Raw genomic sequence first — 14,186 nt, 5'->3', positions numbered from 1 at the left:
GTTCATTGTTTACGAAACACTTGATAACCGTGACTGTCGCCGTTCATATCAATACGCAGAATTCGATCTATCTGCTCATCCGATAGGTCAAAGTTATAAAGTAATTTGAAGCCTTCTTTTAATTCGTGACGTAGGTCAAAAGAGAAAATATCGGGATGAGTAAGATTGGCCAGCCACATCCATGTGTAGGGGCTTTCATGGGAAGCACTATCCCAGATATATCCACCTTGAGGTGTCTTATAAACGCGTTTTTGTACGGCGGCATTTAAGCGAGAAAGTAATGGGTCGTCGTATATCGCTTCTAATCCAGCATCCGTCTCTGCTGCGGAAAGTAAGATAATATCTGGGTTCCATTCAAGAATCTGTTCCACGCTAACAGTGCTTTGTACGCCAGCTCCTTGAGCTACATTTTTAGCGCCAACCAGCTCGATGAAGGTTTGTTGATAACTTTTCTCACCAGTAGCAGTCAACTTGGATTTGGCAGAGCGCAAATGCAAAATGCTTGGTGTTGCATGAAAGCCTACTTGTTTTAAACCAGTAGTAATTTCACTTTGTACACGGTCACGCCAATCAATAAGCTTTGACAGTTTTTCAGTATTACCCGTGATATCAGCCACCATTTTCATATTGGCTCGGGCCAGCTCTTCTGTACCCGCATTGCCACCGCCTACCATTAGAGCAACGGGCAAACCTGCATTGCGAAGTGGAGCTACGATATCATCGCCGCGCTCACCCCACTGGATGACTAAATCCGGTTTAAGTTCTGCGATGGCCTCTACGTTGGGCATCCAACCACCGTTTTCCGACAAAATGTCACTGGAGATATCAACAGCTTCAGGAAACATAACGCTCATCATACCGCTCTCAAAGGCTCGTTTAGAGCCCTCATTCATACCCACTAACAGCTCGGTAGAACCATCTATTGCGATGAAGGTAGCTGCAGCTGGATTGGGCAGAGTAATGATACGTCTAGGAGGGGCTTCTAACTTAATTTCCTGTCCGGTTACATCAGTAAAGTTAAATTCTTGCGCTGACAAGTTACCTGATAACAAAGTTGTCGCTACTAGCACGGCAAAGCAACGGGGTATTGAGGTCATAACCCCTCCAATTGAGAATGAGATTGAATATGATTTTGATTAAAAATATTATAGCCAGTTTTTCATCAATTGGAATCGAATGTTTATGACGGTGCGTGAAGTAATTTCGAACAAGCTAGCAGCAGTGTCTGTGCGTGACTTGCTTTTAGTTGAGGCCGTCGCAATGAAACGTAGTTTTCGTTATGCGGCCATAGACATGGGTATTTCGACCTCGGGCTTGTCTTATCAAGTAAAAAAAGTAGAGGAAATTCTCGGACAGCCCATTTTTGAAAGGGGGAGTAAAATAACACCCACTGCCTTTGGAAAGGAAGTTTTAGACTTAATCGCCGTAATTTTAGAAGGCGTGACTCGGCTTGAGGGGTTACGTGATGATGGCTTAGCTCTTCCCTTTGGGCAAACCTTACGTATTGGAGTGATTTCCTCACTGGCACCGGATAACTTGTTACGGATTATCCAGATTTGTGCTCACCGTTCAGGTAAAACTAAAGTCGAGTTGGTTAGTGGCAAGCATCAAGGTCTGTTACGGCGTTTACAGAACCGTGAAATTGATTTGCTAATTAGTGCAGCACAGTCGGTTCCTGAGGGGATGGCATATACAAGCTTATTCAAGGAACACTTTGTCTTACTAGTGCGAGCCGATAAACTTCAGCCTGAACTCCATCCTCTTATGCTCTGTGAGCCTGGATTACTACCACTTAGCGAGGATGATTTTGTTCCATCGCTAATTACTGAAGGCTTAAGTAAATTATTAAGCTCCGGCTTGACTCGTACATATGGCCTTGGTGTTGAGCATCGAATGGCTTTAGTTGCCGCAGGTTATGGTCATGCATTATTGCCGTATGGCTGGGTAAGAGATGTACATTTACCGGATCATTTAGCAGTGATGGAGCTTCCTCCCGCTTTATCGGCAGAGCGTGAATTAGGTTGCTTTTGGCGTCACTCATACATGATGGGGAGTCAAATTTCTCAGGCTTTTAGTGAAGCATGGTAATGCATGTTTCTGATGCGGGAGTATTTAAGATTTTACTGAAAAAAGGCATTGTGCATCAAGGTGCGCTTACGCATTGATTTTGTGGTCTGCAAACATTCGGATCAGCCTTCGAGCGTCATCATGCTTGACGCTCGTTGTAACAGATAAGCAAGGAAAGGCAATTCCTGTCGCTTTGAAAGCACTCTTGATTTTTTTTCCAGTTGCGCTCGTCGGGAGGAATTCGACATAGCGCAAGTGCCGGTAATGGTGCCAACTTACTGATTTAGTGTATGATGGTGTTTTTGAGGTGCTCCAGTGGCTTCTGTTTCTATCAGCTGTCCCTCCTGTTCAGCTACTGAAGGCGTGGTGCGTAACGGTAAAAGCACTGCCGGACATCAGCGCTATCTCTGCTCTCACTGCCGTAAAACATGGCAGCTACAGTTCACTTACACCGCCTCTCAGCCCGGTACACACCAGAAAATTATTGATATGGCCATGAATGGCGTCGGATGTCGCGCCAGTGCACGCATTATGGGGTCCGCTTGGAAAACGGAAATTTTCCTACGTTAAGCGTTTTGAGCTTAACGAGTGATTTCGTTCCATTGAGCGCGACCCCCTGACCGTAAGGGATGTACGGAACGATCTGACTGTCCGTTAACAGTTTTGCTTACTTTCGTACATGTTATTGGCATGGTGTACGCAATCGTTCGGTTTCGGACGTTTAAGTCACATGCACGTTAACTGTCGGTATTCATCGCCTCACTAGTACTACTCTGCTAGTTCATCATGTTCTTCGAGAGCATATTCAAAATCGGCAACAAGCAAGAAATTTTCTATCCTATAAGCCTGATTTAACTTAATTCGTTGGTATCTTTCGTTCAATAATCGCCATGCTGTTTTCCGTAGTACCATCGGTACGGATTCATCTTTTAAAGTACGCATGAGCACAGAACAGGTTGTCAGAAAAGCAGCGTCCTTACGTTTTCGGTAATACGCATCAGTCGAACAAACCGCAATGATCTCGATTGATTCAGGGTGATGACAGATAGCATTAACCGTAGTTTTTTCATGTATCTGTGCCTTGAGTTCAGCCTGAATTTTTGATTGATGATACATAGCCTTGAGATAGCTAAACATGATTTCCCCATCAAACAGTAAGTCGTGTCAATTCCTAGAGTTAACACATTTCTGATCATGACTCACACGTTACGTTCAGTCGGTAGCCATCTGTGCAAAAAATGCGCTTAGCGTAGGATAATTTCCTTTTTCCAAGCGGACCCCATATAGTGCCATCGAAGGCTTAGGTCAGCTAACTGCATGCTGAATTAAAGGCATTTGCTATCACGATGCAGCCCCGGAGTCTTCAGGTGTGTTACATGTAATAACTGGAGCCGTTTTCGTCGCCGTGAAGGCACGAAATGGTCGTGCTTTTCAATCAAGATAAGGATGCATTATGAGAAAGTCCCTGTTGGTCGCCGCCCTGCTGCTCAGCCCCACCGCCTTCGCTGCCACGACGCACTGGGAATACAGCGGTGAAGCCGGTCCGGCGAAATGGGCCAGCCTGACCCCGGAATATGGCCAGTGTGCGGGCAGCAATCAGTCACCGGTCAACCTCACGGGCATGGTGGAGGCCAAACTAGCCCCGCTGCAGTTCCATTATCAAACTGGTGGCAAGACCCTGGTCAACAACGGTCACACTATACAGGTCAACTATGCCCCCGGCAGCACCCTAGAACTCGATGGCATGCGCTTTGAGCTCAAGCAGTTCCACTTCCACGCCCCCAGCGAAAACCTCATCGAGGGCAAATCCTATCCCCTGGAGGGACATCTGGTCCACGCCAACGACAGAGGGGAGCTGGCGGTGGTGGCGGTGATGTTCGAACCGGGTCGGGCCAATGCTGCCCTGAGCCTTGCCTGGCAGGTGCTGCCAGCCAAGGCGGGGGAGAGCCACGGGCTCAAGGAACCGGTCTCGGCAGAGCAACTGCTGCCCGCTAAGCGGGACTATTACCGCTTCAGCGGGTCGCTGACCACCCCGCCCTGTTCGGAAGGGGTGCGCTGGCTAGTGATGAAGGAGCCGGTGCAGGTGAGCCAGGCCCAGATCGACGCCTTCAAGGCGGTGATGCACCACCCCAACAACAGGCCTGTGCAGCCCCTCAATGGTCGCCTGGTGCTGCAATAAGGTTGTATGTCACCGACTTGTGCAATAGAAACAGGGCCAGCTGGCCCTCTTAGGGAAGGTGCGACCCACTTGTTCGCACCTTCCCTAACGAAGTGCGAAGCAACAGGTAACGCCAAGGCGCTCGCGGTGCTTACCCAGATATCGCCGGCAGCTTGGCGACACATTTTGCTGAACGGACACTATACCTTTCAGAGTGACAGCAAGGTGATTGACCTGGATACCCTTGTGGCAGGGGTGGAACTGGCGTGACGGAAATTTCGGCGGTTCCGGCTTACAACCCCTATATGCTGAACCGTTGTCCGTCAGCCACTGCACCGCTGTGTCGGGCAGCCTGTCGCCGAAGCGCTTTTCCACCGACCTCAGCATCACATCCTGCACGGTCGAACTGTCATAGCCTCCCGTGCTTGCTGCCCAGTCTATGGCCTCACGTTCGCAGCAGTCCAGCGCGAACGTTACCCGCAGTTTTTCGCCGTTGTCGCAGCCGAACTCGAAGCCATCTGAACACCAGCGCATATCGCTTTCTGCCACCGCTATCTTGCCCTTATGTTCACGCTTCGGTCGCTCTGGTTTGTCATGCAACAACAACAGGTTATGCTCGCTCATTATCCTGTAAAGCCGTTTGGCGTTCACAGGTGGCTGTCCCTCTGTGCGACGTTGCTTGCGCAGGAGGCACTGTTGCAAATAGTCGGTGGTGATAAACTTATCATCCCCTTTTGCTGATGGAGCTGCACATGAACCCATTCAAAGGCCGGCATTTTCAGCGTGACATCATTCTGTGGGCCGTACGCTGGTACTGCAAATACGGCATCAGTTACCGTGAGCTGCAGGAGATGCTGGCTGAACGCGGAGTGAATGTCGATCACTCCACGATTTACCGCTGGGTTCAGCGTTATGCGCCTGAAATGGAAAAACGGCTGCGCTGGTACTGGCGTAACCCTTCCGATCTTTGCCCGTGGCACATGGATGAAACCTACGTGAAGGTCAATGGCCGCTGGGCGTATCTGTACCGGGCCGTCGACAGCCGGGGCCGCACTGTCGATTTTTATCTCTCCTCCCGTCGTAACAGCAAAGCTGCATACCGGTTTCTGGGTAAAATCCTCAACAACGTGAAGAAGTGGCAGATCCCGCGATTCATCAACACGGATAAAGCGCCCGCCTATGGTCGCGCGCTTGCTCTGCTCAAACGCGAAGGCCGGTGCCCGTCTGACGTTGAACACCGACAGATTAAGTACCGGAACAACGTGATTGAATGCGATCATGGCAAACTGAAACGGATAATCGGCGCCACGCTGGGATTTAAATCCATGAAGACGGCTTACGCCACCATCAAAGGTATTGAGGTGATGCGTGCACTACGCAAAGGCCAGGCCTCAGCATTTTATTATGGTGATCCCCTGGGCGAAATGCGCCTGGTAAGCAGAGTTTTTGAAATGTAAGGCCTTTGAATAAGACAAAAGGCTGCCTCATCGCTAACTTTGCAACAGTGCCGCTTTCCCGGTGGGGGCGCTCGACGCTCGATCTGCTCAATACGCTACGTGAACTGGAGAACTGGAAGGTTTCCGTGATAGCCATGAATGGAATGGCGTTCGATCTTTCGTCGCCGTATGGACGAATGCTGGCGACGTTTCTTTCCGGCATTGCGGAGTTTGAGCGGGATCTCATCAGCGAGCGGGTCAAGTCAGGCCTTGCTGTTGCGAAGGCACGTGGTAAGAGGCTTGGTCGTCAGGCCGGAGTGCGACCAAAATCAGACCGACTTTTGCCTAAGGTGGTTGCGATGAGGGCCGAGGGACGCAGCTATCGCTGGATCGCACGCGAGCTCGGTATCAGCAAGAATACCGTCGCTGACATCGTGCAACGACACAGAGCTAACGCTTAGGGTGTCATTTCGCCCTCAGCCGGAACCGACCCCACATACACCACGGCCATCGCGCCAACCAGCCACAGTGCGCCAACGTTGCTCAGCTGGCCAACGACCGGTAGCGGAGCAACCCAGCGGCGGTATACCAGGAAAACACACAGCAGGTACACCAGTACAGCACCATGACTGAAGAACAGCGTATTTTTCCCCAGCCCATAGAGCAGAACAGCCTGCCCCATGACAAACATGGCCCCCCAGGCTATGGCCCAGGCTGCCAGCAGAACCAGCATAAACTGCAGATATTTATTACGTGACTGAATCATTTTATCCCCTGTTAATTTTTAAACAGAATCGGCTTGACACTCAGGCCGGTTTTCAGACCTAATTTAAATGATACAGAAAATGATTGCCGATTTTTTTAATGGAGAAAGTGAAATGAAATTCACCACGAAGATTGCTCTTATTCTGGCTGCATCCGTAATCAGTTGCAGTGCCTTTGCTCAGAGCGTATCCGCGCCGAAAACCGATTCTTTACTGAGCAGCATTCTGGGTGAGCAGGTACAGACAAACCAACATCTTGTACAACTGCTGGCAAAGGATCAGGATGCCGGTATTACACTGACCCCGGAACAAAAGAAAACCTCTTGCCTGTATGAAAGTCATTACTACAGCAGTGGCGCACCACTTACCGTCGGAAAAGAAACACTCCGCTGCACGCTGAGTGGCGAAATCCCGACATGGGAAAATGTGAACGAGGGCAATATTGTCTCTGTCGAAGGCAAATAAAATCCCTTTGACAGCCTCTCAATTATCCGCACCAAAATGATTTAAAAAAATCTCCTTTTGATGGTATATTTTTTACTCGAAATAGAAATCATTAGGAGATTGTTATGGTTGATGCCCCGCCCTCAATCCCGCTGCCAACCTGCATGGTTGAAGCAGCACAGATTTATCACATTCCTCTCCGTGGATTCCTCGCCTTGTGGCTGACTGAAGGCGGAAAACCGGGAATGAAAAATAAAAACAAAAACGGCACTTACGATTACGGCGCATTCCAGATAAACACCATCTGGGCGAATAAGCTGGCGTCCGATTTTGGAGTAAAAGCGGAGCAGCTGCAGCATGACTTCTGCGCCTCTGCAATGGCCAGTGCCTACATCCTCAAATACAACATCATTCTCGAAGGGGGGGATTTCTGGCAGGGTGTCGGCCGCTATCACTCCAACACGCCGGCGCGTAAGGCCTGGTATATCGGGAAGGTTTACCAAAATTCTCTGAGGTTCTGATGCAAAACCAGCCACAACGGAAAGGGGGAGGGGATGATGGCCTGATGATTATCGGGGCCCTTCTCATCATGATCACAGTGATGTGGTTTGGCTTTCGTGATTATGTGATTTACGGAGTCTGTCGCCTGCTTTACTGGATCTACGGTGTACTGCCGGACGCCATTACACCGGGTAATGCGGCCGAGCGCCGGGACATGCTGCTGTCGGCGGCGCGGTATAACCACCAGGTTTCGCTGTGGGACTTTATCAGCGTGATGAACGACACGGCCAGCGTGCTCTTTCCCCTGTTCATTTTAATCATCGGGTTGTTCGTCTGGGTTATCTCGCGCAATCCTTACTACCGTCTGACCCGTAAACTGACCATCCGGAACCTTCCCTGGGTGATGGTAAAAAACTATCCGGGGATAGCTCATATCCTCGCCCGGTTTGGCCACCTCGATCAGCTGCTGCTGAATGAAGATCCGGAAGAAGCACGCAGCGCGCAGTCACCCGTTGAGTTTGCCCAGGAACATAACCTGATTGATACCGCTAAGCGCCGCCTCCGTAAAAAAGCCGCACATAAAGTCTTCCTGTCACAGGTAAACTTGGCCCCCGAAGGGGCGGCCCTTTCCCTGGCGCCCTGGGAAAAAGCGCTCGCAGCCTCGTTTGTACATCTGCGGTTTATGGGCGACCGGCCAACGGCTAAATCCATTCTCGACGATCTCAACCGTTCCTGCCTGCGGACTAAAGACGGTTTCCCTGATTATTCGCTGGCCGCCGGGTTCTGGACCGTCGCCAGCCAGTGTGAAGCGTTCCGAGAATTTGCAAAGGGGCGCCGCAGCTCCCGTTCGCTACTCTACGCGCTGTTCGATGATGACCTGCAGCTGCCATCCGCTAATTTCCGGTGGCTTAAAGGTGTGGACCGCACGTTATGGTATGCACTTTCAAGCGCCGGCCGCGGGAAGTTCTTCATTGAGGGAGGTGGTGTTATTGCCTGGAGTCAGTGCGAAAGTTACCGGCTGACGCTCGATGAAGAAAAGGCGGCGAAATTCCCGCCGACCGTGCGGGCGGCCGTGCTGGGCCTTGAGCTGGATCTGCTCCATTACCGCCATATTGACCGCCGCGATCCCGCCATTCCGGTCGCTCACTGGCAGGAAGACGTTATACCGCCATTTGCATTTGAATCTGACGCTGAAGCGGAAGACGAGCCGGCTACGCCGCCTGCAGCTCCGCACGACACCCCGAACAACAGTCTGCGACTGACAGACGATGAACCGACGCCGGCTAAACCTCAGCCGGCAACCCGACCCGATCACCTGGAACTCTAAGCGAGGAAGTATGAAACTCACCGTAAAAACCGATCGCAACACACTTTATCTTTCCGCTGACGGAAACTACCAGGAACAAGCCCTGCACTCCTTCCCCCTGTCAGCCTGTCATTTTGGACTTGGCCATGATGCCGGCAGCGGCCACATCCTGACGCACAATACGTTTTCTGGTGAAGCGGTGCAGCTGTTCCGCTTTGAAAACGAATATCAGGCCATCGAGGCGCTGAACAATATCCGTAAAAAGCTGAAACAGCAGCGCGGACTCAATGCCGTGCGCCGGCTGTCTAACTTTATCTTCTGGCCAGTCGCCGCGCTGGGCTTTATCGTCTCCATCAACGGCGCGTTGATGAATATGCATCAGCCGGCACAGCCACTGCAGGCAAACTCGTATGCTCCCGCGCCGGGTCTGCAGCAGCCTGCCACTGCGCCGGAGCAGCTGCAGGTTCAGGCAGCACCTGAAGCCCCTAAAAAACTGGCTGATAACGACTTGCTGTCACTGAAAGATGCCGTCACCAGCGGACGCTTTACAATCTCGCTTTCAACCGGGCATAAACACACCCTGTATGTGTTTTCCGATCCGATGTGCCCGCACTGCCGCGCGCTGGAACCCCGACTGCAGGAACTGAGCAAACGCTATAACGTCGAGATTTTCCCCGTGTCCGTTTATGGCGACCTGCGCTCGATGGTCCGCGCCGCTCCTGTACTCGATACCGGGAAAGATACCCGACTGAAAAGCTGGGAAGACACGATTAACATGGGATACACCACCATGAACCCGAAAATTGACGATCCGAAAACAGCCCCGGATACCACCGGCGCCCGCCTGGTTGACGCGAACAATATGGCATTTGCGAAATTCGGGTTTATCGGTACCCCGTCCATCGTTGCCGATTCGGGTGATGTGATCCCGGTTTCCGTCGTCAAAGACGATGCCCGCCTGCAGCAGGCAATAGGAGAATAACCCGGAGCCGCTATGCAACAGGAATCTGTAGACAGTAAAAAAGTCCTCCGCCCAGATGGTTCGTTCATGGAGTGGTTCCTCACTCCGAACGTACAGTTTGGCCTGCTGGCCATACTGACCGTGCTGGGTCTGTTTCTCCCCTTTACCATGCTGCTGAGCATCCTCATCCTTCCGCCGCTGATGGTGGCATTCACGGATCGTAAATTCCGGCCACCGCTGCGAATGCCGAAAGACTGCGAAATGTTCGACGACACCCTGACCACGGAAACCCAGGCGGAATACCGTCTGGGGCCCATTCGCATCCCGCATAAGGTCCGGGAGCGAAAGAAAGCGAAGGGAATTTTATATGTCGGGTATGAGCGGGGACGCCTGTTCGGCCGCGAGCTGTGGCTGAACATGACGGACCTGCTGCGCCACATGGTATTTTTTGGTACCACCGGGTCGGGTAAAACCGAAACCTTCTATGGGTTTATCGTTAACTTCCTGCTGTGGTGCCGTGGCTACTGCCTCTCAGACGGTAAAGCAGATAACAAGCTGGCCTTCGCCACCTGGTCGCTGGCGCGCCGTTTCGGCCGTGAGGATGATTATTACGTTCTCAACCTGCTGACCGGCAGTATTGACAGGTTCGTGAACCTGGTGAAGCAGGAAAGCATCCCCGCGCAATCCAACTCAGTCAACCTCTTCAGCGTTGCCCCGCCGACCTTCATCATCCAGTTGATGGAATCCATGCTCCCCCAGGTGGGCGGGGATTCGGCACAGTGGCAGGATACGGCAAAAGCCATGATGTCGGCGCTGATCAATGCCCTGTGTTATAAGCGCGCCCGCGGCGAACTGCTTTTGTCACAGCGCACTATTCAGAAAAACATGTCGCTGCCGGCAATGGCCGCGCTGTACGTGGAGGCAAAGAAAAACGGCTGGCACAGCGAGGGTTACGCCGCGCTGGAAAGTTATCTGGAAAATACACCAGGCTTCCTGCTGGCCAACGCGGAATACCCGGAAACGTGGGAAGCCCGCGCCTTCGAACAGCATAACTACATGAGCCGTCAGTTCCTGAAGACGCTCTCCCTGTTCAATGAAACTTATGGCCATGTTTTTCCGGAAGACAGCGGCGATATCCGGATGGACGATATTTTCCACAATGACCGCATTCTCATCGTCATGATCCCGTCGCTGGAGCTGTCACGCGGTGAAGCGGCCACGCTTGGCCGTTTATATGTGACGCTGCAGCGAATGACCATCAGTAAGGACCTGGGCTACCAGCTGGAAGGGAAAAAAGAGGAAGTCCTGCTCACTCACGCGCTGAATAATCAGGCGCCATACGGGCTGATTTATGACGAGCTGGGCCAGTATTTCACCAGCGGTATGGATACGCTGAGTGCGCAGATGCGTTCACTGGAAAAAATGGGCGTATTTTCCTCCCAGGATCACCCGTCGCTCGCCCGCGGCGCGAACGGCGAGGTGGATTCGCTGATCGCCAACACCCGCGTGAAATATTTTGAGTCGATTGAAGACCGGAAAACCTTTGAAATACTGCGCGAAACCGTCGGCCAGGATTATTATTCTGAGCTCTCCGGGCAGGAAGCCGAACACGGCACGTTTTCCAAAACGGTCCGGGAAGGGGATCTGTACCAAATCCGTGAAAAGGACCGCGTGAACATTCGTGAGCTACGTAAGCAGACCGAAGGTCAGGGGGTAATTTCTTTCCAGGATGCCCTGGTACGCAGCGCCGCGTTTTACATTCCGGACAATGAGAAGTTTTCCAGCGAACTGCCGATGCGGATAAACCGCTTTATCGAGGTATTGCCGCCATCGCCGGCAACGCTGTACAGCATTTATCCGGAACGCAAGGATGATGAACTGGCGGAAACCAACCCGGATGCAATGCGATTCCCGCCGATCAAGCTGTTCGGCTACGACAAAGCGGCCAACAGCCTGCTGGAAAAAATTGAGGTCTTCTACGAGCTGCAGTGTGGCGCAATTTCACCGGAGGAAATGTCGGTGTGCCTGTTTGAACTGTTCGCTGAATGGCTTGATGGAACGGAAACGGACGACGTGCTTTACCACCAGGAAGACGATCTGTTCCCGATGATCGAGATGTAACCCTGTTAAAAGGCGGGGAGTGGTCCCCCCGCCTTTAGTTACGTTTCCGGTCAGTCAAAATACTGCCGGATCAGCTCCAGGACCGCTATCACAGCGTTAGACACTGCAACAACTGCCCGCAGAACGACGATTAACAAGTTAATCATCCGTTAGCTCCATACAGAGCAGGAACACCGCTGATCGCCCTTACACTGCCTGTCACAGCGGCTACCTCACGTCAATTGTTTTGGCCGTTCCCACTCCAGCCAGGGCATTGAAACAGCACCACCTGTTTTTCAACCAGGACTTTAATCCGTTCATGCCGCATAAGCGGGGGGCTGGAGAAGAACGTCAACAGATTGACCCGCGCAGTATACCCTATTCCCGGTGGTTTGCATTTACTGCACTCATGGCGTAATATTTAACCGTCAATTGTTTTGGTTGTTCCCGCCTCCATCCGGGGCAAAACATAAAAACCCGATCTCACCAGTCGGGTTTTTTTGTGCCTCCATTCTGGCAGAAATCGCATTTCCTCAAATAAGCGCCTGAAACGCTCTCTGTGGCCTTCACTGCAAAAAGAGCAACATTCCCCTGTCTTCACCCTGTTTAACGCGCCTGCGAGCGGCTGACGTGGATAACCGCGGCTAAATCGATCCTCTTTTCCCTGTTAATTTTAAAACTCACAGCTGAAACTGGCGTTGATTGCCTGAAAGGCATTGCACGATATGGCAGGCGATTTACCTGCCAGACTGCCCTGCAGGTGACGCTGTGGCCACATTACCCCCTGGCTACTGCGAGCGGGCGGTGTGACGTTAGCGGCACACCGCCCGCGTGGGTAGTAGCGTTGACGTCAGGGGTGCGTGTCGCAGCCCTGCCGTCTTACGGGGGTGTTCTTAGTTACATCATCCATCATGCTTTTTTCTGCCGAGCCGTTGGCTCGGCGGGGAAAAGCACGGTGGGGCAAAGAAGAATCTGCCCTGGAGGTTTCTGCTGGACACCCTGCCCGGCATTTGCCGGGTGCTAACCTGGGAGCATAGCGACCATTCTGGCCGTCGTGCCGCGTAGCGGCGCTGAAAGGCCAGGCATATTCCCATAATCCACAGAAAATTGCGCCTGAATAACAGTGATCTCTTTTATTGAATAAACATCTTTTTAAAGAAGTTAAGAGTGTATTGCAGCTTGCTTTGACCACGATTGCAGGTCACTTTATTTCCTCCTTTGCGGATAACTGTGGATAGAGGTGATTTCACTGCCGGTTATCCACCGGCGGCGCCAGAAGGTCAAAAAATCACGATGGCCACACGTTAAAACTGGAGGAAATTTGAGCAGGTCGCGCCTGCTGGCCAGCACGAAAACCGCCAGGCGGCGGTTAGAAAATTACAGGGGGATAAAATCAGTGATAAGCAGGGGGGCCTGCTTCCCTCTCCAGCCCCAGATCGAGCTGATAAAGGTGGCTGAATACGCGCTGCGTGAACTGTTCAGGCGACAGCGCGTGCAGTTCGTCTTTCGGCAGCGTCCGCATCAGATGAACGGACATGGCATATACACGGTCGTCAAAGGGCTTTTCTGCCAGCGCTTTCAGCTTCTTCTCGCGCTTCCCCTTCAGGGCGGCTTCACGCCGGCGAACCAGCGTGGCGTGCATCATGTTCTCATACCAGCGCCGGCGCGCCGCTTTGACAGAGATTTCTTCCGCCTGGCCATGCTCATCGCGGGTTATCCATCCTGCCGCTTCAGCGGCGACCTGTTCGGCCTGCTCCGCATACAGTTTATCGAGATCAACGCCGATTATCTTCCAGAGCCGTTCCGTCAGCACGACATGCTTGGGGAACCACTTGCGGTTAAACGGGTCCCATGTGACACCTTCAGGCAGCGCCAGTAACCCGTACTCCATCATGTGCTGCAGCAGCCGGCAAACCCGCGGAACCGTCACCTTCCGGATCACGTTCCCTTCGCTGTCTTTTTCGCTGAGCTGCCACGCCATTTTGCTGAGGTTGATAGTGTCTATATGGGTTGCCCGGTCAACGGTGCTGACCATAAGCGGCACGATGGCATCAAGCAGATTCTCCCGCTCCGGGCGGAAGTCACGCTTCCGGCCGGCCTGCTCACGCAGCTGCACGAAGTACGGGTGGCGGCTGATCCGCATACGCAGACTTAACGCGCCGGTTTTACGATCGCGGCGAACAAGGCGGTTGTAGGCATGGCCAAGCTGGCCAGGGAGCTTTTTGAAGTTGTCCGGTCGGTACCAGCTGGGTTCCGGGCAGAGACACGCCGTTGAGTGCGTACCGCGACGACGGCGGGTTTTGCGCGCTGGTTCAGCACCTTCATTTAAAGGCAGCTGCTGGGGTGATTCTTTAGGGGATTGGCTTTCTAGCCAGGAGATGAACTCCGGCGAAAGACCTTCTACTGACTCAATGTCAGAAAGCTGTAGGTATGGATTCTTTTGATTCAC

13 protein-coding genes and 3 pseudogenes are annotated in these 14,186 nt (G+C 52.4%); 10 read left to right on the top strand and 6 right to left on the bottom strand.

Annotated elements, in window-relative coordinates; all coding sequences use genetic code 11:
* Positions 1-2: 2 nt before the first annotated feature.
* Entirely contained in the window at positions 3-1,097 is a 1,095-nt protein-coding gene (locus HV261_RS26730) for an ABC transporter substrate-binding protein (RefSeq protein WP_099065564.1), read from the bottom strand.
* An 85-nt stretch (positions 1,098-1,182) separates the two neighbouring features.
* Here HV261_RS26730 and HV261_RS26725 point away from each other — a divergent pair, with 85 nt between their 5' ends.
* Complete coding sequence (locus HV261_RS26725) at positions 1,183-2,088, top strand: LysR family transcriptional regulator (protein ID WP_086961197.1); 906 nt, start codon at positions 1,183-1,185, stop codon at positions 2,086-2,088.
* Positions 2,089-2,382: 294 nt separating this feature from the next.
* Positions 2,383-2,619: pseudogene (locus HV261_RS26720) on the top strand (IS1 family transposase); the annotation flags it as partial.
* Between the two features lie 216 nt (positions 2,620-2,835).
* On the opposite strand, the gene HV261_RS26715 reads toward HV261_RS26720, so the two are convergent.
* Positions 2,836-3,204, bottom strand: coding sequence for a hypothetical protein (locus HV261_RS26715; protein WP_063942106.1), 369 nt, complete (start codon positions 3,202-3,204; stop codon positions 2,836-2,838).
* 316 nt (positions 3,205-3,520) lie between these two features.
* Between HV261_RS26715 and HV261_RS26710 the strand changes: the two genes are divergently transcribed.
* A complete protein-coding gene (locus HV261_RS26710) occupies positions 3,521-4,246 on the top strand; it encodes a carbonic anhydrase (protein ID WP_023234134.1) in 726 nt (241 codons plus the stop codon).
* Between the two features lie 279 nt (positions 4,247-4,525).
* Here the strand turns inward: HV261_RS26710 and HV261_RS26705 are convergent.
* Positions 4,526-4,915 (bottom strand): annotated as a pseudogene (locus HV261_RS26705) (DDE-type integrase/transposase/recombinase); the annotation flags it as partial.
* A gap of 62 nt (positions 4,916-4,977) precedes the next feature.
* Between HV261_RS26705 and HV261_RS26700 the strand changes: the two are divergent.
* Together HV261_RS26700 and HV261_RS26695 are read left to right on the top strand one after the other, a co-directional pair.
* Positions 4,978-5,682, top strand: a complete 705-nt coding sequence (locus HV261_RS26700; protein WP_001067855.1) for an IS6-like element IS26 family transposase — start codon at positions 4,978-4,980, stop codon at positions 5,680-5,682.
* Positions 5,683-5,735: 53 nt separating this feature from the next.
* Positions 5,736-6,122, top strand: a pseudogene (locus HV261_RS26695) (recombinase family protein); the annotation flags it as partial.
* Here the strand turns inward: HV261_RS26695 and HV261_RS26690 are convergent.
* Positions 6,119-6,427: a histidine phosphatase family protein gene (locus tag HV261_RS26690; protein WP_202039888.1), complete on the bottom strand. Its 309-nt coding sequence runs from the start codon at positions 6,425-6,427 to the stop codon at positions 6,119-6,121. The pseudogene HV261_RS26695 and the gene HV261_RS26690 overlap by 4 nt on opposite strands.
* Before the next feature lie 112 nt (positions 6,428-6,539).
* On the opposite strand from HV261_RS26690, the gene HV261_RS26685 reads away from it, so the two are divergent.
* The 5 genes from HV261_RS26685 to HV261_RS26665 all read left to right on the top strand — a co-directional run bounded on the left by HV261_RS26685 (position 6,540) and on the right by HV261_RS26665 (position 11,758).
* The gene (locus tag HV261_RS26685; RefSeq protein ID WP_021526648.1) at positions 6,540-6,890 is read left to right on the top strand and encodes a DUF1496 domain-containing protein; all 351 of its coding nucleotides are present in this window, start codon (positions 6,540-6,542) and stop codon (positions 6,888-6,890) included.
* Between the two features lie 104 nt (positions 6,891-6,994).
* A complete protein-coding gene (locus HV261_RS26680) occupies positions 6,995-7,390 on the top strand; it encodes a lytic transglycosylase domain-containing protein (protein WP_004187436.1) in 396 nt (131 codons plus the stop codon).
* Complete coding sequence (locus HV261_RS26675; protein ID WP_015059988.1) at positions 7,390-8,697, top strand: secretion/conjugation apparatus DotM-related subunit; 1,308 nt, start codon at positions 7,390-7,392, stop codon at positions 8,695-8,697. The genes HV261_RS26680 and HV261_RS26675 overlap by 1 nt, the downstream gene beginning before the upstream one ends.
* Before the next feature lie 10 nt (positions 8,698-8,707).
* A complete protein-coding gene (locus tag HV261_RS26670; RefSeq protein WP_004206886.1) occupies positions 8,708-9,658 on the top strand; it encodes a DsbC family protein in 951 nt (316 codons plus the stop codon).
* Between the two features lie 12 nt (positions 9,659-9,670).
* The gene (locus HV261_RS26665; protein ID WP_004206885.1) at positions 9,671-11,758 is read left to right on the top strand and encodes a P-loop NTPase family protein; all 2,088 of its coding nucleotides are present in this window, start codon (positions 9,671-9,673) and stop codon (positions 11,756-11,758) included.
* 50 nt (positions 11,759-11,808) lie between these two features.
* On the opposite strand, the gene dqlB is transcribed toward HV261_RS26665, so the two are convergent.
* The gene (dqlB, locus tag HV261_RS27865; protein WP_004206884.1) at positions 11,809-11,904 is read right to left on the bottom strand and encodes a DinQ-like type I toxin DqlB; all 96 of its coding nucleotides are present in this window, start codon (positions 11,902-11,904) and stop codon (positions 11,809-11,811) included.
* A gap of 1,226 nt (positions 11,905-13,130) precedes the next feature.
* Positions 13,131-14,186, bottom strand: coding sequence for a plasmid replication initiator RepA (gene repA / locus HV261_RS26660; RefSeq protein ID WP_021526650.1), 1,056 nt, complete (start codon positions 14,184-14,186; stop codon positions 13,131-13,133).

This window comes from Citrobacter sp. RHBSTW-00671 (assembly GCF_014103415.1).
Lineage (GTDB): Bacteria > Pseudomonadota > Gammaproteobacteria > Enterobacterales > Enterobacteriaceae > Citrobacter.
This window is presented reverse-complemented; position numbering and strand designations above follow the sequence as displayed.